Raw genomic sequence first — 23,457 nt, 5'->3', positions numbered from 1 at the left:
ATCCCCACTCCCCACTCCCCATTTAATATGGATTTGAATCAATCCGTCCCCTTTTAACACTCCTGAGATAGTACCCAGAGGTTGGCCTGTTTCTCAAATTAAAGGTGTCGCCACTGCGAACTTTCCAAATTTTGTAATTGGAAAAGGTCAAAGGCGTTCGGGGTTCGCATACTTCCGGCATATGATTGCCAAGTACAAAGTACGCCGCACCCCTACCCATAACTTTTACCAAACCGTTTTTATCGACAAGAACCGATGTACTTTCACTAACCGCTATGCCTAAAACACTGCTAGATACACCATCCTTAATTTGACGGGCAATGAAAGTCATAATTCGCCCCATTCTTTGCCGCCTGTCGAAGTGCGTATCTACGATGGTTCCCTTTAAATTACTCCAATTAAAAAAGTTGTAAGTAAAAGTAATGTCTCGATATGGATCTTCGAGTGCATCCCTAGTTTCAATGCCTTTTTCGGAAGAAGCGCAAGCGTCATACACACAATCACTTTGGATCATCGCACCCGCACTAGTACCACCTACACCACCTCCCTTAAGGTAAACTGACTTAACAGCAGCCTCAAGCTTGGTATCTTTCCAGTTGCGGATGTATTGGCATTGGTCGCCGCCAGCAAAGAAAATCACATCAGCGTTTCTGATTTTTTCATAAATCTCAGCTTTGTTTGCGTCTTTTCTATTGCTAATCAGAAGAGTTTCCACAGAGTTTACGCCCTTCATGGCATAAATTAGCCGATTGTAATCGTGATTACCATTGGTGCGGAGAACTACAACATTAACTTTAGTGCTAGAGTTACTACCTCCCCTAACTTGGTTGATCATCCACTGGATAGCATCATCGACATCGGGGCCACCTCCACCCAGGCTAAGGACTGGGCCTGCTAAGGAGGGACGGACATCGAAAGAGGGAGAGGGGGAGGGGCGGACATCATCTGTGTCACCCAGGAAGTAGCGTTTCCAGCTGGCAATAAAACGGGTTATTAGGAAGGTTCCCATCTTCAACAACTTGATTCCTGTATTTTTCAAGCGCCTTGCTATGCTTGGGAATGCCTTTGTCATACTAAGCTTCTGGAGCAAACTGCAATTATTGCTAGGCTGTTACACACTTTAATTGCTTATTTATTCGTGAAATTCGTCCTTTGTCATTAGTCATTTATCAGTTGTCCTTTGTAAATAATCAATAACAAATGACAGCTTTAACGAAAAAATATGCAACTTAAACGCGTACTAGCTTAACTCTGGCACTAGATAGGGTAAAATTTCCAGCGTACAGGGTTTGTACTGTTTGTTAGCGTCAAATAGCGCAGAGTAATCATTAATTCTCTGCGCTACTGTGGGAAAATCTCCATATTGGTTGTGTCCTTTATAGCTTCTCCAATGGAAGCAATACATCACAATACACCCGCTTTGGGCACAGCAATGCTGTGCCCCTACAATCGCTTGAAGCGATAACCGCTATAATTTCGGCCAGATGAAATCCAAAATAGATTAGGTGCTAGTTGTCCAAATCCTTCCGTAGTTGCTGGGAATAGTTAGCCAATATTCTGAATAACTGGGAACGCCAATTAAATTGTTTTCACCATTTAGTTCTTCCTGATAATTGCCAGCAATTGGGAACCAGAAGGGTACACTCTGATCGCGATCGCTAAAGTTAAGTGCTACTAGGCTAAACTTGTTACCATGTTTGCGCGAGAATAGCAGCACATTTTTAGAATGATAGCGGTCATAATCGTTGTAAAAGAAATGTTCGCCTTCCGTAAACTGCGATTGCTGACGACGCAGTTTAATCAGCTTCCGTACTAAGGCAAGTACGCTCTTACCAATAGGATCGTAAAAATAATCCCATCGTACAGGTCGAATCAACATCACTCTGCCAAAACCTTGTTCTGGAAGAAAATAATTTTCTCCCAATTCCTGACCTTGCCACAGTAGCGGAATCCCTTTACCAGTGAAAAACCCAATCAGGTAAGGTTGAACCTTATACCACAAGTTGCGATTACCTTCTTGTAATAAATCATTATCGCGAGCGATCGCACCAAAATTACAGACAAAACGCGAGTGATCATGATTTTCTATATATTGCAGCGCCGTCTTGGCGATTTTGTCCCCATTGTTTGTAATTTCTGAGGGATACCCATCTAGACCAAGTTTAAAGCCAAGGTTAGCTAAATCACCTTTATTTCCAGAAGCTACACTTTTAGCTGCACCCAAAGTCTCATTTTGCCAGGTAGAGTTAGTATAAGTTTGTTCGAGAATCTCCTTTGGCCCTTCTAGTTGTTCAGCACACTGAATCAAATTGATTGTTTCATTGTTAAAGAATCTCTGCCAATACTCGCCAGCATCTTTCTTTTCTTTGACTGTTTTGTAAGTGTTAAAAATTAGGTTGGCGTAGCCTACTCCTGTACCACCATCCCAGTAATTTGGTACACAGTCATAGCGAAAGCCATCAACATGATAAACATCTAACCAGTGATAATTAACTGTATAGAAAAAGTCTTGAGTAAACTTGCGATTATAGTCTGTACTTTCGCCAAAATAATCTTTAGCAAATGTCCCCATAAAAGGATTTTCACGATACCCTAGCTTTTTGTAAACATAAGAGTATGGAAAATCATCTCCAGTGTGACCATAAACGGCATCAACAATTACAGCAATATTGTGTTGATGTGCCGTATCAATCAACTTTTGTAAATCTTTCCTTTTACCAAATCGCTCATCTACACCAAAGTAGCCAAGTGGTAAAAATCCCCAATCTACTGTTAATGCCACATTAGAAAGCGGCATAATTTCCAGACAGTTAACTCCCAAATCTTCTAAATAGGCGAGTTTTTCAATTGTTCCGTCAATAGTACCGCCGAATTCATCAATCATTAATTCGTACAGAACAATATCTTTTAAGTTTGGAGTTTTCCAGGTTTTTTCCTTCTGGCTCCACTCATATTGTTGATAGCCGAGTGTGAAGGCGGATAATTTACCTACACCAAATTCTCTAGCAAAAGGGTCAATAATCCAATCTATTTCTCCTTTATTGGGATTTGTTAAACAATAGCGATAAACATATCTACCTGGTTCTCCCCATGCAGATTTAGCAGTGGGTTTTGGTTCAGTCTTGATATTTACCTGAGTTGACCAATAATCACCATATTCTGGGTCAATGGAATACTTTAGTTCAAATTCTAGGGGCTGAATATCTTGTAAAAATTGGTCTTTTTCGTGGATGATTTTAATCTTTAGCCGATTTCCATCATTATGAGAAACCCAAGGTAGAAAGAGTCCAAAATCAACAATACCGTTGGTTTCTCTAGCTCCTAGTTTATCTAAAGGAAGCAGTTTCATATAGTTATCCTTGAATGGATTTGCTTTTATACTACTGTTACTAATTCTGGAATTCAAAAAATGATATCCAAAACCAGATTAAATTTGCACTTCTCCAGAAATAGAAGCAGTACCCGCTATAGATTTATCAAAGGTTAATTCAGGATTTATGCTAATTCAAATAAAATTTTATCTCCCCAACTTTTTAAATGAGTCGGGGATATGTCTTACCAGGCAATTTGCGATCGCTCTTGTATAACTCGCTGATATACTTCTTCAGTTTGCTTGGCTAATTTCGGCCAGCTAAAGCGTCGCTCTAAATCCTCATAAGCGTTATCCACCAGCCATTGCCGATATCCTGGATTTTTCAAAACCTCCAAAATTCCCCAAGCTAAAGAATCGGGATTGTTCACCCAAGTCACAATGCCTGTTTTGGTATGTTGAACCACTTCTGGAAAACCACCAGTATCGGAAACCACTACAGGAACACGCGAAGCGAAGCTTTCTAAAGCCACAATTCCAAATGGTTCGTAAAGGCTGGGAAAAACGGCACAATCAGCGACAGTTTGGAATTTATCTAAGTATTCATCGGAGAGAAAACCTGTAAAATAGCAATGATGCCAAATTCCTAAATCCCAGGCTTGCCGCTTGAGATGGTCAGTATTGCCGCCACCAACGATCACAAATTTAACGTTACCTCCCATTTGGGAAAGAATCTTGGGTGCGGCATTAAGTAATATAGGTACACCTTTTTCGTAGGTCATGCGACCGAGGTAATAAACGATTTTCTCATCGTCTGTGGCAAATTGACGGCGAAAATCCAGAGCATGAAAATCTATGTGATGCTGTTTCTTTTCGGCTCGGATACCGTTATAAATGACATCGATTTTGTCCCAAGGACTTTGTAGCACTCGTTCTACTTCTTGGCGCATATAGTCGCTACAAACGATAATCCGCCAAGCGTTGAAAGCCAACAAGTTTTCTTTACCATTAATATAGCCTTGGACTTCTGTGTGAATACCGTTGTAGCGTCCGTATTCTGTAGCGTGAATTGTGGCAATTAATGGTATTTTCAGATTATGTTTGAGAGCGATCGCAGCATCTCCTACTAACCAATCATGGGCATGAATTAAATCAAAAGGCCCTTCCTCTAAAATCAACTTACCACCGTGATGTCCCATACTCAAGTTGAGATTAACTATCCAGTGGAAGAAGTCATTACTATGTCCCACTGGTACCCGATGTACTTTTACTCCCTCAACCACCTCATACATTGACGCTTGGCCAAACTCTGCTGTAATCAGGTGGACTTCATGTCCTAGCTTGACCAATTCCGGGTACAATTCCGCTACATGCCGCGCAATTCCTCCAACAATTCTTGGTGGAAACTCCCAACTCAGTACCAGTATCTTCATCTGCTAGACTCTCCCACACTTTACTAATATCTAAAAAACTACATTTACCTAAAAATACAAGGGTGGCAAATGCAGTAAGTATGTTTACTAAAATTTTGAGATTTTTTAACAGTTATTTTGTTAAAGCTTATCAAAGGTTATGAACTGGGGGCTAGTACTGCTACACGGAAGTCAAAAGTCAAAAGACTTGTACTTTCGGTTTTTTTGACCATTTTTAATGGCCTGTTCATTTCCACCGTGCTGTACTAGCGATAGGAAGCAAAGTGTAATTTGTAATTAGAGGATTTTTGAAAAGTTCTCTTGTCGGTATCAAAAATTTTAGATCCCCCTAAATCCCCCTTTTTAAGGCAGTAGGGGGGATCAAAAGTGCCTGAAGTGCCCTTGCTGTTTGGCCATATAAAGTGCTTTGTCTGCACCATTAATCAAATCTTCGGCGAAACTTCGGAATTTAGCACAATGCTGACAACGCCTAGACTGACAGTAATACCAATTCACAAAAATCCTGATACATATAGATTTTTCGTAGGGGCATAGCAATGCTATGCCCCTACCAGCGTATTTGTATCATTATTAACGTGAAATGGTATAACGCGATCGCACACACTAGATTGAGCATGGGGAATGCCCAAGGCTGAAACTTCTCAACTTGAGGCTGCTGTTGACAGACTTTATCATTAAAATTAACGGAAATTAAATCATAATAAAATAACCCCACCCCCCTAAGAGATTGCGGGGTGGGGTTCCGGGTATCAACGCTCTTGCATCACTCTGGTTAAAGAAAAATTTTAGCCAACTTTTAAACAAGAGACAGAAACTGGGTTTGGAGCTTTATCAAAAAAGCTTCATGTTCAAAACCTCGCCCGCAAGTGGCGCGTTCGCGGTAGCGTCTCGTAGAGAAAAAATTCTTGTATCTTAAGCTAGGTAAAAACCCCACCCCTAGTGTCGGGCTGAGTTTAATTGCGTTAGCGTAGCGGGGCGTTCGCTTTTAGCGTCTCTAAGAGTTGCCCATTGCGAATTGCGAATTGGATTTATTTGCTAACACTATGGCCAAAAGAATTTCTTTAAGATGAAAGCAAGATGAAAGCCTTGTGTAGCAAAGATTATTGTTTTTTTTCTCTGGAGAAAGTGATGAAAAAGCGTTAGCTTTGATCCAAGCGCAGTACTGCCATAAAGGCTTCCTGGGGTACATCCACTGTACCTACAGATTTCATCCGCTTTTTACCTTTTGCTTGCTTCTGTAAAAGTTTCTTCTTGCGGCTGATGTCACCGCCGTAACACTTGGCTAGCACATCTTTCCGTAAGGCGGGGATGTGTTCGCTAGCGATAACTTTACTGCCAATAGATGCCTGAATTGGCACTTTAAATTGATGGCGGGGAATTAGTTCCTTGAGTTTTTCCGCCATTGCCCGCCCAACGTTGTAAGCTTTATCTCGATGTACAATCATCGCCAAGGAATCCACAGGATCGCCGTTAATCATAATATCCAGCTTCACCAAAGGATTTTCACGGTAGCCGATGAGGTGATATTCCATACTAGCGTAACCGCGCGATCGCGACTTCATCTGATCGAAAAAGTCAGTCACAACTTCCGCCAAGGGAAGTTCGTAAGTAAGTGTGGTTCGTCCTTGGGCGAGATATTTCATATCTTTGAAGATGCCACGGCGATTTTGTGACAACTCCATCAAACTGCCGACATAAGTTTCCGGCGTAATCATCTCTACTTGGACGTAGGGTTCTTCAATTTTTTCGCGATCGTTGGGAGAAGGTAAGCGGCTAGGATTATCGATGTACAGTTCCTCACCCTTGACGGTAATCACCTTATAAACCACCGAGGGTGCTGTAATGATTAAATCTAAGTTATATTCTCGCTCTAAACGTTCTTGAACAATTTCCATGTGCAGCAAGCCCAAAAACCCGCAACGGAAACCAAACCCCATCGCGCTAGAAGTTTCTGGTTCGTAGTGCAGCGCTGCGTCGTTGAGTTCGAGCTTTTCTAAGGCTTCGCGCAAATCTTCAAATTGGTCAGCATCAATGGGGAACATCCCGCAAAAAACCATCGGGTTCGCTTCTGCGTAGCCTGGTAAGGGTGCCTCTGCTTTCGCCTTACTTAGGGTAATTGTGTCTCCTACTCGTGCATCAGCTACAGCTTTAATTGCTGCTCCCAAATAGCCTACTTCGCCAGCGTGGAGTTCTTCAACTTGCTTTTGAGTCGGAGAAAGAACGCCTAACTCATCAATTTCAAATTCTTTACCAGATGCCATTAAATGGATGCGATCGCCTTTTTTCACGGTGCCATCCATCACCCGGAAATACACAATTACCCCCCGGTAACTGTCGTAATAGCTATCAAATATTAACGCTCGTAAGCGTTCATTTATGGTATTTGGCGGTGGCGGTATCCGCTCAACCACTGCTTCTAAAATCTCATCAATACCAATTCCTTCTTTAGCAGAAGCCAAAATCGCACCACTGCAATCTAGACCGATAATTTCTTCAATCTCGCCAATTACCCGTTCTGGTTCTGCCCCAGGCAAATCGATTTTATTCAAAACCGGGATAATTTCCAAATTATTCTCTAGGGCTAAATATACATTCGCCAAAGTTTGCGCCTCCACACCTTGGGACGCATCTACTACCAATAGCGCTCCTTCACAAGCAACAAGAGAACGGGAGACTTCATAAGAGAAATCCACGTGTCCAGGGGTATCAATGAGGTTCAACACATATTGCTGACCATCCTTAGCTGTGTAGTTCATCCGGGCAGCTTGCAGCTTAATTGTAATGCCGCGCTCCCGTTCCAAATCCATATTGTCGAGGAACTGTTCCTTCATCTGTCGGTCTTCAACAGTGCCAGTAGCTTGTAGCAAGCGATCGGCGAGGGTTGATTTCCCGTGGTCGATGTGAGCAATAATACAAAAATTGCGAATGCGAACTGCGGGAACGTCAGTCATATACTATCTTTGCCTTAGCAGCAACCAAAGTTAAAAGAGCAATTTACTTAATGTATTTTAATGCTTTCTTAGCCAAGACGCTGCTTTTAATGGGGAGTGGCGAGTAGGGAGTGGGGAGTTAAGAGTTAGAAGTTAAAAGTTAGGAGTTATTATTCTTCCCCTGCTTCCTGCCCCCTGCCCTCTTCACCCCATCTTGAACTTCGATCTAAACAGGTGGATTTTTAAGAATATTATGAAAGTCTATTTGTCGCTGCTAGTATTCATCAGCTAGGAGCGTACAATAAATGTAAATAAGTACATGTAGGGATCATGTAGTGATGGTGGGCAATTACTACCCGTAATTACCTCTAATCACTAATTTGTCGACAAAATTTCTAAAGCCATTGTCTAGTCAGTTATATGAAAAATGCGATTTGAAACTTAAAGCTGTTACTTTGGTGCTATTTCGGGGAACTATGTAATTGTCCTCTTGAAGATTTTTCAGTGAATTAGCCCAAATTTATGAATATAACTACTTTACAAAGCTTTAGACAAAACCAATTCAGAGTATATCAAACCTATGAATATGCAAGAGAAAACTACCGAAGCGGAAAACACACGAGCCGATAAGGTAGAAATTGCTGTCCGCCTGGACTCCGAGCTACTAGAGCAAATTCAGCATCTCACCAATGACCCAAGTAAAGTGATTGAGGTGGCGATTCGTCAGTGGTTGCGGGGTGAAATCCTCAGAGATGACGAACTGACGCGTACCCCTGTGCGTACCCCTGTTCCTCCTCGGGGTGAATGGAATGATTAACACTATTAATCAACTGTCAATGCAATTTAAAAAAGTAAAGTTTGTCAATCTGGATTTCAAAACACCAATAAATACCCAATAAAAACACGAAAAAGCTGTAAAAATTTATGCGAAAATTTGAGCAGCTTTAGTAAAATTACGGTCGGATACCCTTTGTCTATCCAACTCAATTAATGACTATTACTGCTAATTCCCAATTGTCAAATGTATTTTCCCAAAATCTGGAATCTATTACTAGTAAGACTGATGGCTCATTACCAACTCTAGGAGCCGAGTTGGTGTATACGCAAGATGAGGCAGGGCGCTATCTGACATTTTGTTGGCAGTACAGCGAACTGTTGGGGTTAAATACTGAAAAAGTAGTTGAGGAACTGAACCAGACTCAAGCCTTTGTCCCGGTGGATAAGGTTACTTATTTGGAACGATTGCACCGAATTTTGAAAAGTTTGGTGCCAGAAAGGTTTCAGTGTTGGTTTAGTTACCACCAGGAATTATTTGAGTTGGACTTGGTGATTAGTCCGATTATGCCAAGTTTGGGAACAACTGCCACCACAGTTTTAGTGATGGGACGGTTAGTGCAAGCGACACTCAACAAAAAACAAGTGCCCGTGGCATCAAAAACGCCCACACAAATAGAGTTGGCAATACGATCGCAGCAACACCAAAAACTGGTAAATCGCATTACCAGAAATATCCGCCGGACGTTGGATTTAGATATTATTTGGCAGCAAACAGTTGATAGTTTGGGGAAAGCACTGCGGCTAGAGCGCTGTATTATTTGTCCTTATCAGCCCTCTAGCTCAAAAGTGGAGGTGAAGGCTGAGTATTGCCAGCCAGAACTCAAATCAATGCTTGGCTCAAAAATAGATATAACTTCTGAGCCTGCCTTTAGTCAGGCTTTGACAGCCTTAGAACCAGTTGTAATGGAAGTGCCTGGATACGCAGGGTCTGGGCGGCAGAGAACTTTGGTGATTGCAACTTGCTATCAAGACCAGGCTAATGGATTGATTGCCTTGAGTTGGCAAGATGAATGCTACACATTATCAGAAGCAGAATTAGAACTAGCAAAAGAAGCAGCAGATCAATTGGGAACTGCGATCGCTCATGCTACTTTATATAAAGAATTAGAAGCGGCGCGTCAAAAAGCCGAAGAAGCTTCCCGCCTCAAAAGCGAGTTTCTGGCTAATGTATCTCATGAAATTCGTACCCCCCTCAACGGCATGATTGGCTTCTTGAAGCTGATTTTGGAAGGAATGGCAGATGATACAGAAGAACAAAACCAATTTTTGGCAGAAGCTCACCACTTATCGATACATTTGCTGAATATTATCAACGACATTTTGGACATTGCTAAAATCGAAGCTGGCAAAATGGAGCTAACTTACGCTCCAGTCAAGCTAGATGAGCTATTCACTGATGTAGAAAATTTCATGCGTCCCCAAGCAGAAATGAGAAACCTCAGCTTCCAGATGCAGATGCCTGCTACCTCCGATGAAATCATTGTCCAAAGCAACTACCAACGGTTGCTACAAGTTATGCTCAATTTGGTAGGTAACGCCATCAAATTTACCCATGAGGGCGGTGTTACCGTCAGCGCCGATTTAGTACTCAAAAAAGCGAAGCCGAACTTTCAAGGTCAGGAATTTCCTGGTATGGTGAGAGTACGTGTGGCCGACACTGGCATTGGTGTTTCCTTAGACAAACAAGATAAACTGTTTCAATTATTCTCTCAGGTGGATGGCTCCCGCACTCGCCATTACGGCGGTACAGGTTTAGGACTGGCAATATCGCAGAAGCTAGTGGAGGCAATGGGCGGCGAGGTACATTTTTACAGTCTGGGCGAAGGACTTGGCTCAACAGTCACATTCACCGTACCACTATATCAACAACCAGTCATGGTTTTATCTAGTGATAGCGACTCAACAAACAGTGCTGTTAGCGATAGCGAGGCGTTGAACCAGTGCTGAGTTGGTCATTGGTCATTAGTTATTTGGATGATTACCATTGCTAAGTTTTGAGTTTTAAACTTTAATTTTTTTTGAAATAATTATTTAACTGCGGCATTCGCCTTTGAGTAGAGAAGCCCAACTTTCAGCCGAAGGCAGGGTGGAGTAGTTCACTAACCATATTGGGCACTTGTACTGAGCAGTTCGGCAAGCTCACTATAAAACGTTGCCGTAAAGGCTGCGGCATAGCTGCGCTTAGGGCGCAGCCTCTGGTAGAGAAGTATGGGATGGGATATTGGGAAAAAACTTTCCTTGTCCTCATCTCCTGACGTTTTCTTCAAGACTTTAACCGCTAAAGTAGAGTAGGAGGGCTTGCACAAGAAATTGTTCAGCTAATCTAATATCAAGTTGCTAAAATCAGCACTGGTTTAGTCAAAAGTCGTTAATAACTGACACCTGACAATCTAGCGGCAATTAGATTTAGGATCGATTTAACAAAGCTGAAAAACAAAATTTTGGATAATGGTTAATGAGTAACCGCGCATAGGGCACAGAGATCATTATTATTCAATGCCCCATGCCCCATGCCCAATGCCCCATGCCCAATGCCCCATGCCCATCATTAACTTAGCAGGTCTAAAACTATGGAACTCACAATTGACAACGTTGAAACAGTCTTAGATGAAATGCGCCCTTATCTCATGTCTGATGGCGGCAATGTGGAACTGGTAGAACTCGATGGGCCTGTTGTAAAACTCCGCCTGCAAGGTGCGTGTGGTTCTTGCCCCAGTTCTGCAATGACCCTGAGAATGGGTATTGAGCGCCGTTTAAAGGAAATGATTCCCGAAATTGCAGAAATTGAACAAGTGGTGTAAAAGTTAGGAGTTAGAAGTTAGGAGTTATGAGTTTTCTATTAACTCCTAACTCCTCATTCTTAACTCCTAACCATTTCTATGTCCCATCCTCTTTACATCGCTTTTATTTGGCATCAACATCAGCCGCTGTACAAGTCTCCTGGCAGCGGCGTTTCGCTATCTTCTAGTCAGCAGTACAGGCTACCTTGGGTACGTTTGCATGGGACTAAAGATTATTTGGATTTAATATTGCTCTTAGAGCGGTATCCTAAGTTACACCAAACGGTGAATTTAGTACCATCGCTAATATTGCAACTCGAAGATTATATTGCTGGCACTGCTTTTGACCCTTACCTCACAGCCAGTTTGACACCGGATGAACAACTCACGCAGCAACAGCGCGAATTTATTATCCAACATTTTTTCGATGCCAATCACCACACTTTGATTGACCCCCATCCCCGTTATGCCGAGTTGTACCAGCAAAGACAGGAGAAGGGGCAAGCTTGGTGTTTAGCAAATTGGGAATTGCCAGACTATGGTGATTTGCTAGCTTGGCACAATTTGGCTTGGATCGATCCGCTGTTTTGGGATGATCCGGAAATTGCTACTTGGTTAAAACAGGGTCGGAATTTTACTTTAAGCGATCGCCAACGCATTTATTCCAAACAGCGAGAAATTCTCAGCCGCATTATTCCCCAACATCGCAAAATGCAGGAGGCGGGGCAGCTAGAAGTTACCACTACCCCTTACACCCACCCGATTTTACCTTTGTTAGCTGATACTAACTCTGGTCGGGTAGCTGTGCCGAATATGACACTACCTAAGCAGCGTTTTCAGTGGGCAGAAGATATTCCCCGCCACTTGCAGAAAGCTTGGAACTTTTATAAAGATCGCTTTGGACAGATCCCTCGTGGTTTATGGCCTTCGGAACAGTCAGTAAGTCCGGCAATACTACCACACATTATTGACCAAGGCTTTAAGTGGATATGCTCAGATGAAGCCGTCTTGGGATGGACACTGAAACACTTTTTTCATCGGGATGGGGCGGGGAATGTGCAGCAACCAGAATTGTTGTACCGACCCTATCGCCTGCAAACCGCCGAGGGTGATTTGTCAATTGTGTTTCGTGACCATAGATTATCAGATTTGATTGGCTTTACTTACAGTGCGATGCCAGCAAAAAAGGCAGCAGCAGATTTAGTGGGACATTTGCAAGCGATCGCTAAAATGCAAAGAGAAAGTCAAAGTGAAGAACCTTGGCTAGTTACCATCGCTTTGGATGGAGAGAATTGCTGGGAATTTTATCCCGAAGACGGCAAACCCTTCTTAGAAGCTTTGTATCAAAGCTTGAGTGATGAACCCCACCTCAAACTCGTCACAGTTTCAGAATTTCTGGAAGAATTTCCCCCCACAGCCAACATTCCCGGAGGACAACTACATAGTGGTTCTTGGGTGGATGGTAGTTTCACCACTTGGATCGGCGATCCCGCTAAAAATCGTGCTTGGGATTACTTGACAGAAGCTAGAGTTATGCTTGCAAGTCATCCTGAAGCGACGGAAGAAAACAACCCAGAAGCATGGGAAGCGTTGTATGCCGCAGAGGGTTCAGACTGGTTCTGGTGGTTTGGTGCAGGACACTCCTCAAATCAGGATGCCATCTTTGATCAGTTGTTTCGAGAACACTTGTTTGGCATTTACAAGGCATTAAATGAACCTATACCGCCCTACCTCAAGCAACCAGTAGAAATCCATGAAGCGCAGGGAAGTCATATTCCCCAAGGGTTTATTCATCCCGTCATTGATGGTAGGGGTGATGAACAAGATTGGGATAAAGCTGGACGCATAGAAATCGGCGGGGCGCGAGGGACGATGCACAACAGCAGTATCATCCAGCGACTTTGGTATGGGGTGGATCACCTTAATTTCTACTTGCGGCTGGACTTTAAAGGTGGCGTTGCACCAGGGCGGGATTTTCCAGCAGAGTTGAATTTGCTGTGGTTCTATCCAGAAAAAACAATGGTTAACAGCCCAATTCCCTTGGCAGATGTACCAGATGCAGCCCCACTTAATTACCATTTCCACCATCTTTTGGAAGTTAACTTGCTGACGCAATCGATTCAATTTCGAGAAGCTGGAGACAACTATCAATGGCATCCCCGTTTCAGTCGCGCTCAAGTAGCTTTAAATAGTTGTTTAGAATTGGCAGTACCGTGGGCAGATTTGCAAGTTCCGCCAGATTATCCTCTGCGCTTGATTTTGGTGCTTGCAGATGAAGGGCGTTTTTGCAACTACTTGCCAGAAAATGCTTTGATTCCAATTGAAGTGCCTTAGAACTTAATACGCTTGGTGTTATACCATTTCAGAAAATACCTAGTAGGGGCGTACAGCTAGCTGTACGCCCCTACAGCCAATTCATGTGTTGTAAAGATTTTTTAAAGCATATTGAATTTCTCTTGTCAATGCGTAAATTCTACAAAATTTATTTTTACTTTTTAAATTTCCAATAGGAGAGTAGTGAGGATTTGGCAAAGATCCAGTAATCTTACTGTTTCCAACAAATATTTGTCGTAAGATTAGAGACATTTCAAAACAGATCCTCTATACTAATGAATCGCTTTTCTCAGAAAATAACGAATTCTCAAGAGAGCATTTTACAGCAAACTCAGCTTGGTCAGATGTGTGGTTCCAAGAAGCTATTTCGTGGTCGTTATGAAATATTGCAAATTTTAGGTAGAGGTGGTTTTGGGATCACGTTTTTAGCCAAAAATGCCATATTACCTGGGAATCCCCTGTGTGTCATTAAACAGCTTTGTCCGAAAGTGACTAATCCTCAAAGTTGGCAGAGGGCATGTACACGCTTTGAAAAAGAAGCAAAAACCTTGGGCCAACTTGGTAGTCATTCACAAATTCCCATGCTATTGGACTACTTTCAGGCAAATGGAGAGTTTTTTTTAATTCAAGAATACGTGCCGGGTTTGACTTTGGCACGAGAAGTGCGCCAAACTGGGGCTAAAAGTGAAGCCTCAGTTAAACAGTTTTTGCAAGAATTATTACCTGTATTACAGTATCTTCATAAACATCATGTGATTCATCGGGATATTAAACCCCAAAATTTATTGCGGTGTGAGTATGATGGGCGGGTAGTGCTGATTGATTTTGGGGCAGTGAAAGAGCAATTAGTTGATGCTTGTGAAAACTCAATCAATCAAGCTGCAAACACCAATTTTATTGGGACTAGGGGATTTGCACCACCAGAACAGTTTTCTCTACGTCCCGTTTATGCTAGTGACATTTATGCATTGGGTGTAACTTGTATCTGTATGTTGACTGCTAAAAGTCCTTTAGAATTTGACTACGACGCAAATACTGGTGAAATATGTTGGCAAAAAGAGGTAGATATTAGCGATCGCTTCGCCTATATTTTAGAAAAAATGGTGAAGATTTCGTTAGATGATCGGTTTAAGACTGCCGATGAAGTAATGAAAGTTTTAGGTAATGAAAGCTATTTGCCTACTTTGGCTAACTGTCTAACTACCCAAAAATTAAACAATAAAAGTATTGCACAATACGGAAATTATCACGAAACTTCTGATGTATACATCCCACCTGTTGCCAGAACTGCTAGTGCTATTCGCAAGTGGAGAGCAAAACTTAAGTAAACAAGTTCGCACAACTAAGTTAGAGGATGTTTTAAAAGTTGTTAGTGATGTATCAAAAACTTGTAGTTCCTCTAAATTCCCCTTTAAAAAAGGGACTTTGATTCTGTTTCCACCCTTTTTAAGCACGTTTGGGGGGATTTTAAAGTGCCTAAAATAACAGTGAAACATTTTTTAAACAACTTATTTCTTATTGCCTAAAGTATCAAATTAACAATTAATCATGGGCATTTTAAAATCTCAAAAACAAATTTAGTAAGCATTTTAACTACATTTAATATTCAGTAATGGTTAATTAATGAGGGTTTAAGTTTAATACTTAGTAAATTATCGCGTGTCAATATACAAGCAAAATTACTAGGTTTAATAGTTCAGAAAAAATTTTTATTCAAATTATTATATAATCGAAAGAATAATTAATTCTATGGCTCTCGTAGTTTTCCACAGATGAGGAAGACTGACACTATTTACAAACGCTAACTATATTAAGTAATTCCCCAATCCCCAGAACAGGGTTTTCTACCAAAGGTAAGCGAGAGTCAATTTTCTTAAGGGAAAGTTCGGGGCAAACTTAGCCTAAGTTGTCATGCAGTCGCGCCTGTCAGATCATGATCTGCTGCTTAAATCCCGATTGCTCAAATCCCCTGAATCCCAATGGAAAGAAGTTTTGCCAAAGTTGTAGCACCCCCTTGGTGTCACTTTTAAGAAATCGCTTTCGTGTCATCCGAGTCCTTTCAGATGAGGGGGGATTTGGCAGAACCTATCTATCAGAAGATGTCGATAAACTCAATGAACGTTGTGTTATCAAGCAACTAGCTCCAAAGTTCCAAGGAACTTGGTCGCAAAAAAAGGCGATGGAGTTGTTTGCCGAAGAAGCGCAGCGACTACAAGACCTTGGGGAACATCCTCAAATTCCGACTTTGCTAGCTTATTTTGAGCAAGACGGCTGCCTATATTTAGTGCAGCAGTTTATCAATGGCGAGAATTTGTTAAAGGAGTTGCAACAGCGCAAGGCTTATAACGCTAGGGAAATTCAATCAATTTTGCTAGACTTACTGCCAATTCTCAAATTTATCCATGATCGCAAAGTCATTCATCGAGATATTAAGCCAGAAAATATTATCCGCAATAAAAGTGATGGGCGATTAAGCTTGATTGATTTTGGTTCCTCAAAGCAATTTACAGTAAGAGTTCAGCAGAAATCTGGCACATCCATTGGTTCACATGGTTATTCTCCCCTAGAACAGATTAGAGATGGTAAAGCTTTTCCCGCCAGTGATTTGTTCGGTTTGGGGGCTACCTGCTTTCATCTGCTCACGGGAAATTCCCCCTTTGAACTGTGGATGGAATCTGGGTACACCTGGGTAAGTAATTGGCGGGCATATTTGCGGAGTCCATTAAATTCTGAGTTGGATTTTGTTATTGACAAGCTTTTGAAAAAAGACATCCATGAACGTTACCAGTCAGCCGATGAAGTCCTCACAGACTTGACTCCAAAACAACTCCTCGCACTGCCACCAGCAGGTAAGTCATCTGGAAAAATACCACCAACTAAAGCGCCAGATTTACCAAAAAGTTATCACTTACTGAGAATTTTAATTTTGGTAAGTGCTTTTATTTTGTTGTTCGGATTTCAAGAATCTTGGTATAAATATTTTCGCCGAATTCAAACCAATTTATCCTCTAGGCTGAGTCATCACAAGAATTCTGGCAAAGATGAGGCGTTTTTAGGCCAGCAGCTAAAGATTACTTTGGGTAAGGTTTCCTTAGCTAACACTCTCCAAGGACATGAAAAGTCAGTTTTATCCGTTGCCATCAGCCCCGATGGCCAAACAATTGCTAGCATTGGCGACAATCGCACAATAAAACTCTGGAATCTCGCAACCGGAAAACAATCTTCACTCAACGCCTATTCTCAGCAGGTGAATGCGGTGATGATTAGCCCAGATGGTAAAACTCTGGTTAGTGGTAATGATGACAGCACCATCAAAATTTGGAATCTGGCAACAGGAAAACAAATTCGCACTCTTACAGGGCATTCTGACTCAGTTCATGCCCTAGCCATCAGCGCTGATAGCCAGACCTTGGTTAGTGGTAGTGATGACAACACCATTAAAATCTGGGATTTAGCAACAGGAGAGCAAATTCGGACACTAGTAGGGCATACATTTTGGGTGCGATCGCTAGCTATTAGCCCTAATGGCGTGATTCTTGCCAGTGGCAGTTTTGACAAGACTATCAAAATTTGGAATCTAACAAAAGGGTACTCAATCCGCACACTGGAGGGAAATTACCAAACAGTAACAGCTGTAGCTATAAGCCCAGATGGTAAAACTTTAGCCAGTGCTAACCGCGATGTCTACGACGGGTTACGCCTACGCACCATCAAACTTTGGAATCTAGCGACGGGAAAAGAAATTCGCACACTAGTGGGACATACTAACACAGTCACATCCGTAGCTTTCAGTGTCGATGGTAAAATGATTGCTACTGGTAGCCGCGATCGCACCATCAAACTGTGGAATTCAGCCACAGGAGAAGAAATTCTGACATTGGCGGGGCACACCAACACTGTGACATCCGTAGCCTTCAGTCCTGATAACAAGACCCTTGTCAGTGGTAGTGAAGACAATACTATTAAGATTTGGCAGTTGTCTCAGTAAGGAGGAATTATACTTAACTGTGTAGTAGGGTCGCACAGCTATGTATTGGTGTCAACTTCAGGAAGTTTTGTCTTCACGCAAGACTTCACCAGTCAACAGTGCGTGCATTAGCCGATCCAACGCCATGTAGTCTTCGTTAGAGAGTTGCAAGGCATTATCACATATTAACCCGATTTCTGCTTCCATTGCTAATGTTAGATAACCATCCTGGAGAGCTTGTTCTACAATTTTTTCGACACTCATAAAGCTAATTATCTTTAGACTAGCCAAGCAAGGTAAGGACAGTATCAATCTAGTTTATTTTGCCTAATTATTGGATTGGCAAAAAATATACAAATTATTTGCCAAAAGCAATAACTCCGTCTCTACTAACCCAAGTTGCTATTTAATCTTGTGAGTAATACCTTCTATGCGAGATGCTCTGCGAACGCTAATGCACATGATCATTTAAGCAGTAAACAAGCCTTAGTGAGATTTTAGAGACTTTATTGAGAATAGGCTAGTCTTTACTTATTACCATAACACGCTCGCCCTCGTCCCTCTCACCCGTCGGAGAGGGATACGTTTTTATTCAACAGAAAGCGGTAGTTTCAAGTAACTTGAATTATCAGAAGATAGTCAATCTGTACTTACCGCGTTCTTGGGGATTGTTGGAAGTAACAACTATATAGTAAGTATCATCTTCGGGCAACCTAGCTCGGTCAATTAAAGCACTGTATACACCATCTTTGTCCTTATCTTTATCTATAGCGATCGTCTTTCCTTGAGAATTTAGCAAGGCTACGTAAGGAGAAAACTCTTCATCAACACTATCTACCCGAATACTTACAAGCTGATTTTTTCTACCTTGAAAATTGGAAATATTGTAAACGCCGCCATTTTGTTTCAGGGTTGAGCTTTTAGCAGTTAGTTGACCTGCTTCATCTAAGGTATAACTAGCTCTGTCATTTCTCAGAGCCAAGCTATAGCGACCTATCTCTCCGGGATCTTGGCTAGTAACTGCAATCTTGTAAGTGCCTTTTACAGGTAGCCGCGCAAAAATGAATGCATCATCGCCACCACTGCTTTTGTTCAAAACGCCTTTTTTGACGATGATATTATTATCAGGATCGTGCAGAAACAACAAAGGATTTAAACTCAAGTTATTTGATCTGCGTGTATCATTACTGCCAATCAGTCTAATTTGTACTAATTGATTTTCTCTACCCTCAAACTCATAAAAATGAAAGTATCTACCTTGAGATTTAAAGTCATTTTTACTCAGAATCCCTAATGCGACATCTGAAAAGTTAATAGGCTTGTAAGTAGGTGCCACGGGTTGAGAAACTGGTGGACGGTTGGAACTTTGCTGGCGAACTCTCCCTGAGTTGGAACTTTGCTGGCGAACTCTCCCTGAGTTAGAACTTTGCTGGCGAACTCTCCCTGAGTTAGAACTTTGCTGGCGAACTCTCCCTGAGTTAGAACTTTGCTGGCGAACTCTCCCTGAGTTGGAACTAGAACTATTGGATCTTGGCTGTGAATTTTCTGTGTTAGACGAAGTCTGTATTGGTGACTTAACAGATGGTTTGCGTCTTGGAGATACTGATGCTTGAGAAACAGGAATTTGCTCGATTGCTTTTCTTACTGCTTCTGGTTGTCTCTCATCTGGTGATTTAGCAATTATGAAGTGTTGGGAATTTTGAGGTTTTCCCAAAGCACTTATAGGCAGCACATTACTTGTGATCAACAAACTACTACTCAAGCAAGAAATTAAAATGCAATTTAATTTTCGACAATAGTTGTTGTTTTCTACTAGCATAATCACCTCTTAATTTTGCTGATAATGTTGTTTTTAATAGATAGACGAATTTTGAGTCGGGAAATTTATATTCAACTTTAAACCACTAATACAACGTGGCGGAAGTTTGCCTACCTTTAACAAGAGGATTTTTCCTAAAGTCTTGTTTGACATGGGATCTGAATTTTTGCCAAGCTGTACTAAAACAGTAAATGTCAATTTCGTAAGTATATACTGAGCTACAAGCTTAACTTCCTACTTTTCGGATTTTTGTTGAAATATTTATTTTTATCAAATATGCCCCTACCAGGGTATTTGTATCATTTTTAAAATCAAATAATACTCTTCTATATCTCTGGAGAGATAAAAATAAAAAACTAACCTTGAATCTTGTTAAAAGCCTTGCTTGATCGGCAAAGCCAAAAAATCCTTGTTTAGAATCAAGTACGGATAAACAAGGTTTTAAATATTTTGTAATGAAAGTAATAAAAGAGTGTTAAACTCTTCAAGACCTTATGAGGTAAGGAAATTGGTAATTTGCATCGGATCTCAGTGATCTTGACTAACAACAGAGATTATACAGCATGACTTAAGATGATATATACTCCCCTTGAAATGGGTTCCCAGTATGCTCTGTTGTGTGAATCCCGATTGCCAAAAACCCCTGAATCCTGATACAAACAACTATTGCCACAATTGTAGAGCGGAACTGATACCCCTGCTGGGAGGTCGCTATCGTCCTACTCAGGTATTGTCAGATGAGGGCGGATTTGGTAGAACCTATTTGGCCAAAGATGTACACAAACTGAATGAATCCTGTGTTGTTAAGCAGTTTGCACCAAAACTTCAGGGAACTGGGCCACTAACGAAGGCCATTGAACTATTTAAACAAGAAGCGAGCCGGCTGCAAGAACTCGGAGAACATCCGCAAATTCCAACTTTGTTGGCTTATTTTGAACAAAAGGGCTATCTGTTTTTGGTGCAACAATTTATCGATGGGCATAACTTGCTTAAGGAATGGGAGACGCGGGGAAATTATAACGAAACAGAAATTCGCGAATTATTGCTAGATTTACTGCCCGTGCTGAGGTTTATCCATGTACGGGGAGTGATTCATCGGGATATCAAACCACAAAATATTATTCGCCGTCAAAGTGATGGGCGATTAGTGCTAATTGATTTTGGAGCTTCGAAACATTTGACGGCAACAGTGCAAACTAAAATGGGCACTGTTATTGGCTCACATGGTTACACTCCACTTGAACAGATGCAAGATGGAAAAGCTTACCCAGCTAGTGATTTATTCAGTTTGGGGGCGACTTGTTTTCATTTACTGACTGGGATTCGCCCATCTCAACTGTGGATTCAGCAGGGCTATAGTTGGGTTGCATCTTGGCGACAATATTTGATCAGTCCGGGTAAAAATGGGGTTTCTGTATCTATAGAGTTGGGTCAAGTTTTGGATAAGCTGTTGCAATTAGATATCCAAAAGCGTTACCAATCGGCTGATGAAGTCATCACTGATTTGACACCTCGGCTATCACCATTGTCATCAGTGCCGCCAACTATACTTACCCCAACATTTACAACTACTTCAGCAAACACGGATCTAGTTTCACTAAAACCAAATAACAAGCTAAAAAGTCAACTACTCTTAGGTTCTAGTATTTTGGTATTGGGATTAGCGGGAGTTTGGTATTTCCAGACTCGCACCCATACAATGAGCGAATATTCTCCAACTATTTCTTCCAAACCGACGATTCAGCCCAAAAAAAGCGTTTCGGAAAATCCTTTTCAGCCCGAACCCCTCAACGGGCATTCCAGCGATGTGAATTCTGTAGCTTTCAGCCCTGATGGCACAACCCTTGGTAGTGCCAGTGATGATAAGACAATCAAGCTATGGAATCTAGCCAGTAGAGAAGAAATTCGCACTTTAGAAGGACATTCCGATTGGATTTGGACTGTAGGCTTTACTCCTGATAGCAAAACCCTTGTCAGCGGTAGTGCGGACAAAACAATCAAAATGTGGAATGTGGAGACAGGAAAGTTAGTCCGTACTTTAAAGGGACATAGTGACGGAGTTACTTCCGTAGCTTTCAGCCCTGATGGCAAAATCCTTGCTAGTGGTAGTGCTAGTAAGGATATGAAAATCAAACTGTGGAATCTGGAGACAGGAAAGTTAATCCACACCTTAGAGGGACATACCAGTGGTGTTCAATCTGTAGCTTTGAGTCCTGATGGCAAAACTCTTGCTAGTGGTAGCTGGGACAAGACAATTAAATTGTGGAATGTGGAGACAGGAAAGTTAATCCGCACCTTAGAAGAAAATGCTGGGTCAATTCTTTCAGTCGCTTTTGCTCCCGATGGACTTACCCTTGCCAGTGGCAGTGGTGACAAGACAATTAAACTGTGGAATCCAGTTACAGGAAACTTAATACACACCTTAAAGGGACATAATGATAAGGTTAATTCCGTTGCTTTTTTGCGAAATGCAACTTCAAATGGCCTCACCCTTGTCAGTGGCAGTAGTGACAAGACAATTAAACTTTGGAATCCAGTAACAGGAAAGGAAATCCGCGCTTTAAAGACGGGTTCTGGATATATTTACGCTGTTGCTATCAGCCCAGATGGAGAAACTATTGCCGGTGGTGGGAGTGGTGAGAACATTCTCAAGGTCTGGCAAACAATTCAATGAAAATCTGTCATGCCTAAAGAGGTAATTTCGTATTTTAAAAAAATTTTACCTTCTAGAATCGAGTTTATTTTAATGCGATCGCTGACTTCACTATTGCATAATTTGCCATGCCCAGTAAATAATCTATACCAAAATGCTTATTTACTCGATCACAAGTGCAACTTTAAGCGGATTTATATTTGCAGCTAAAGATTGATGCTAACGCTGCTAAAACTTAATAAGCTTTAACTATTACTTGCAGCAATTCAATTGAGGAATGTGATCGTGAAACGCTTTAAAGTCTCTAAAATTCTAGGAAGTACTGTTCTAGCTCTAAGTTTGGCTACCTTGCCTACAGTTCTACCTGCTTCTGCTCAGACCACAACGACCCCTGATGCTAGTGTTACAGATACTACTACAGACGGCACTACTACTGACAGAAATTATGGTGATGGCGATTGGGGTTTGTTGGGCTTGCTCGGTTTATTTGGTTTATTTGGTCGCAAGAGCCGCAAAGCCGATGATAATGTAGCTTATCGTGATCCTAATGCAGTAGGCTCCTCTAGCTCCCGCTCTAACTATTAATAATGAGTTGCGTTCTAATTTAGCGTAAGTCCTAAAGATAATTATGGGTAAAGCCTGCTGATGCAGGCTTTGTTTGTGTGTTTATTTAAGCTCATCTCACCGCTAAAAGGGGATGGGATAACATGAAAGACTTTGGCTGTTAACCGTCAACTGTCAACGGCGTTGGAGCGTCTTTCATCCCATCTTGAAAAGAGTGAGTTTTTCCAACCCCTTTTTATAAAGGATTGGTAAGAGGATGTTTGGAAAGTATCAAATATTTGTTGATCCCCCGTAACCCTCCTTAAAAAAGAGGGAATAAGAGCTTCAAAGTCTCCCTTAAAAAGGTAAATTTAGCAGGATATTTTCATACAGAGAAATAAAAATATTAGATTCCTGTTATTCCGTTTAGTGTCTACTTCAAAGTAGTCAAAATAGAACGAAAGTTCAAGGGTTGCGTTTTCTCTCTGTTTGTATGAAATCACCCTGTTTTAAAAAGGGAATTTAGGGGGAACTCTAAGTGTTCAGTGTATACAAAAACTTTTCAGACATTCTTTAAGGCTTATGAAAACTTTTTGACTTACTTATTTTAGGTGCATCTATATATATCATACTTCATCCCACTTTTCGTGTTGCGCTTCAGAATATTGAGCTAGGCTTAAATCTAAGATCACTCATAGCTTCAAGAGATGATATCGTCCGCGACTGTAATATGATAATATTTCTTACGTGATCAGCATTTTAAGTGGAAAAAATATCAAAATCTCTGTTTAAACCTTCAAGTGCGGGTTTAATCTAAGTTTTTTGTTGTCAAATAAGTATCCACAACTACA

Annotated in this window: 13 protein-coding genes and 1 pseudogene; 8 read left to right on the top strand and 6 right to left on the bottom strand. The window is 41.4% G+C overall.

The features are described 5' to 3' along the window. Positions 1-22: 22 nt before the first annotated feature. The 4 genes from H6G96_RS19600 to lepA all read right to left on the bottom strand — a co-directional run bounded on the left by H6G96_RS19600 (position 23) and on the right by lepA (position 7,694). Positions 23-1,072: a Type 1 glutamine amidotransferase-like domain-containing protein gene (locus tag H6G96_RS19600; protein ID WP_190912997.1), complete on the bottom strand. Its 1,050-nt coding sequence runs from the start codon at positions 1,070-1,072 to the stop codon at positions 23-25. Positions 1,073-1,501: 429 nt separating this feature from the next. Further along, entirely contained in the window at positions 1,502-3,349 is a 1,848-nt protein-coding gene (locus H6G96_RS19595) for an alpha-amylase family glycosyl hydrolase (protein ID WP_190912996.1), read from the bottom strand. 206 nt (positions 3,350-3,555) lie between these two features. After that, positions 3,556-4,743, bottom strand: a complete 1,188-nt coding sequence (locus tag H6G96_RS19590) for a glycosyltransferase family 4 protein (RefSeq protein WP_190912995.1) — start codon at positions 4,741-4,743, stop codon at positions 3,556-3,558. Positions 4,744-5,882: 1,139 nt separating this feature from the next. After that, positions 5,883-7,694 (bottom strand): translation elongation factor 4, encoded by a 1,812-nt coding sequence (gene lepA, locus H6G96_RS19585; RefSeq protein ID WP_190912994.1) that lies wholly within the window; start codon positions 7,692-7,694, stop codon positions 5,883-5,885. Between the two features lie 559 nt (positions 7,695-8,253). Between lepA and H6G96_RS19580 the strand changes: the two genes are divergently transcribed. The 6 genes from H6G96_RS19580 to H6G96_RS19555 all read left to right on the top strand — a co-directional run bounded on the left by H6G96_RS19580 (position 8,254) and on the right by H6G96_RS19555 (position 17,612). Continuing rightward, entirely contained in the window at positions 8,254-8,490 is a 237-nt protein-coding gene (locus H6G96_RS19580) for a hypothetical protein (RefSeq protein ID WP_012408258.1), read from the top strand. A 173-nt stretch (positions 8,491-8,663) separates the two neighbouring features. Continuing rightward, entirely contained in the window at positions 8,664-10,457 is a 1,794-nt protein-coding gene (locus H6G96_RS19575) for an ATP-binding protein (RefSeq protein WP_190912993.1), read from the top strand. Positions 10,458-11,080: 623 nt separating this feature from the next. Further along, positions 11,081-11,311, top strand: coding sequence for a NifU family protein (locus tag H6G96_RS19570; protein ID WP_012408256.1), 231 nt, complete (start codon positions 11,081-11,083; stop codon positions 11,309-11,311). A gap of 78 nt (positions 11,312-11,389) precedes the next feature. After that, a complete protein-coding gene (locus tag H6G96_RS19565) occupies positions 11,390-13,624 on the top strand; it encodes a glycoside hydrolase (RefSeq protein WP_190912992.1) in 2,235 nt (744 codons plus the stop codon). Between the two features lie 275 nt (positions 13,625-13,899). Continuing rightward, complete coding sequence (locus H6G96_RS19560; protein ID WP_190912991.1) at positions 13,900-14,952, top strand: serine/threonine-protein kinase; 1,053 nt, start codon at positions 13,900-13,902, stop codon at positions 14,950-14,952. A 605-nt stretch (positions 14,953-15,557) separates the two neighbouring features. Continuing rightward, positions 15,558-17,612 carry a serine/threonine-protein kinase gene (locus tag H6G96_RS19555; RefSeq protein ID WP_190912990.1) on the top strand — a complete coding sequence of 685 codons (2,055 nt, stop codon included), beginning with the start codon at positions 15,558-15,560 and terminating at the stop codon, positions 17,610-17,612. 78 nt (positions 17,613-17,690) lie between these two features. Here H6G96_RS19555 and H6G96_RS19550 read toward each other — a convergent pair. Together H6G96_RS19550 and H6G96_RS19545 are read right to left on the bottom strand one after the other, a co-directional pair. Beyond that, positions 17,691-17,855, bottom strand: a pseudogene (locus H6G96_RS19550) (competence protein ComFB); the annotation flags it as partial. Positions 17,856-18,219: 364 nt separating this feature from the next. Further along, positions 18,220-19,410 carry a pre-peptidase C-terminal domain-containing protein gene (locus H6G96_RS19545; RefSeq protein ID WP_190912989.1) on the bottom strand — a complete coding sequence of 397 codons (1,191 nt, stop codon included), beginning with the start codon at positions 19,408-19,410 and terminating at the stop codon, positions 18,220-18,222. A 607-nt stretch (positions 19,411-20,017) separates the two neighbouring features. Between H6G96_RS19545 and H6G96_RS19540 the strand changes: the two genes are divergently transcribed. After that, a complete protein-coding gene (locus tag H6G96_RS19540; RefSeq protein ID WP_190912988.1) occupies positions 20,018-22,084 on the top strand; it encodes a serine/threonine-protein kinase in 2,067 nt (688 codons plus the stop codon). A 264-nt stretch (positions 22,085-22,348) separates the two neighbouring features. Further along, complete coding sequence (locus H6G96_RS19535; RefSeq protein WP_190912987.1) at positions 22,349-22,648, top strand: WGxxGxxG family protein; 300 nt, start codon at positions 22,349-22,351, stop codon at positions 22,646-22,648. Positions 22,649-23,457: the final 809 nt, after the last annotated feature.

Origin of the sequence: Nostoc sp. FACHB-892 (genome assembly GCF_014698795.1) — a bacterium.
Taxonomy (GTDB): Bacteria; Cyanobacteriota; Cyanobacteriia; order Cyanobacteriales; family Nostocaceae; genus Nostoc.
Note: the sequence above shows the minus strand (reverse complement) of the source record. Positions and strands in the feature narration are given on the sequence as shown.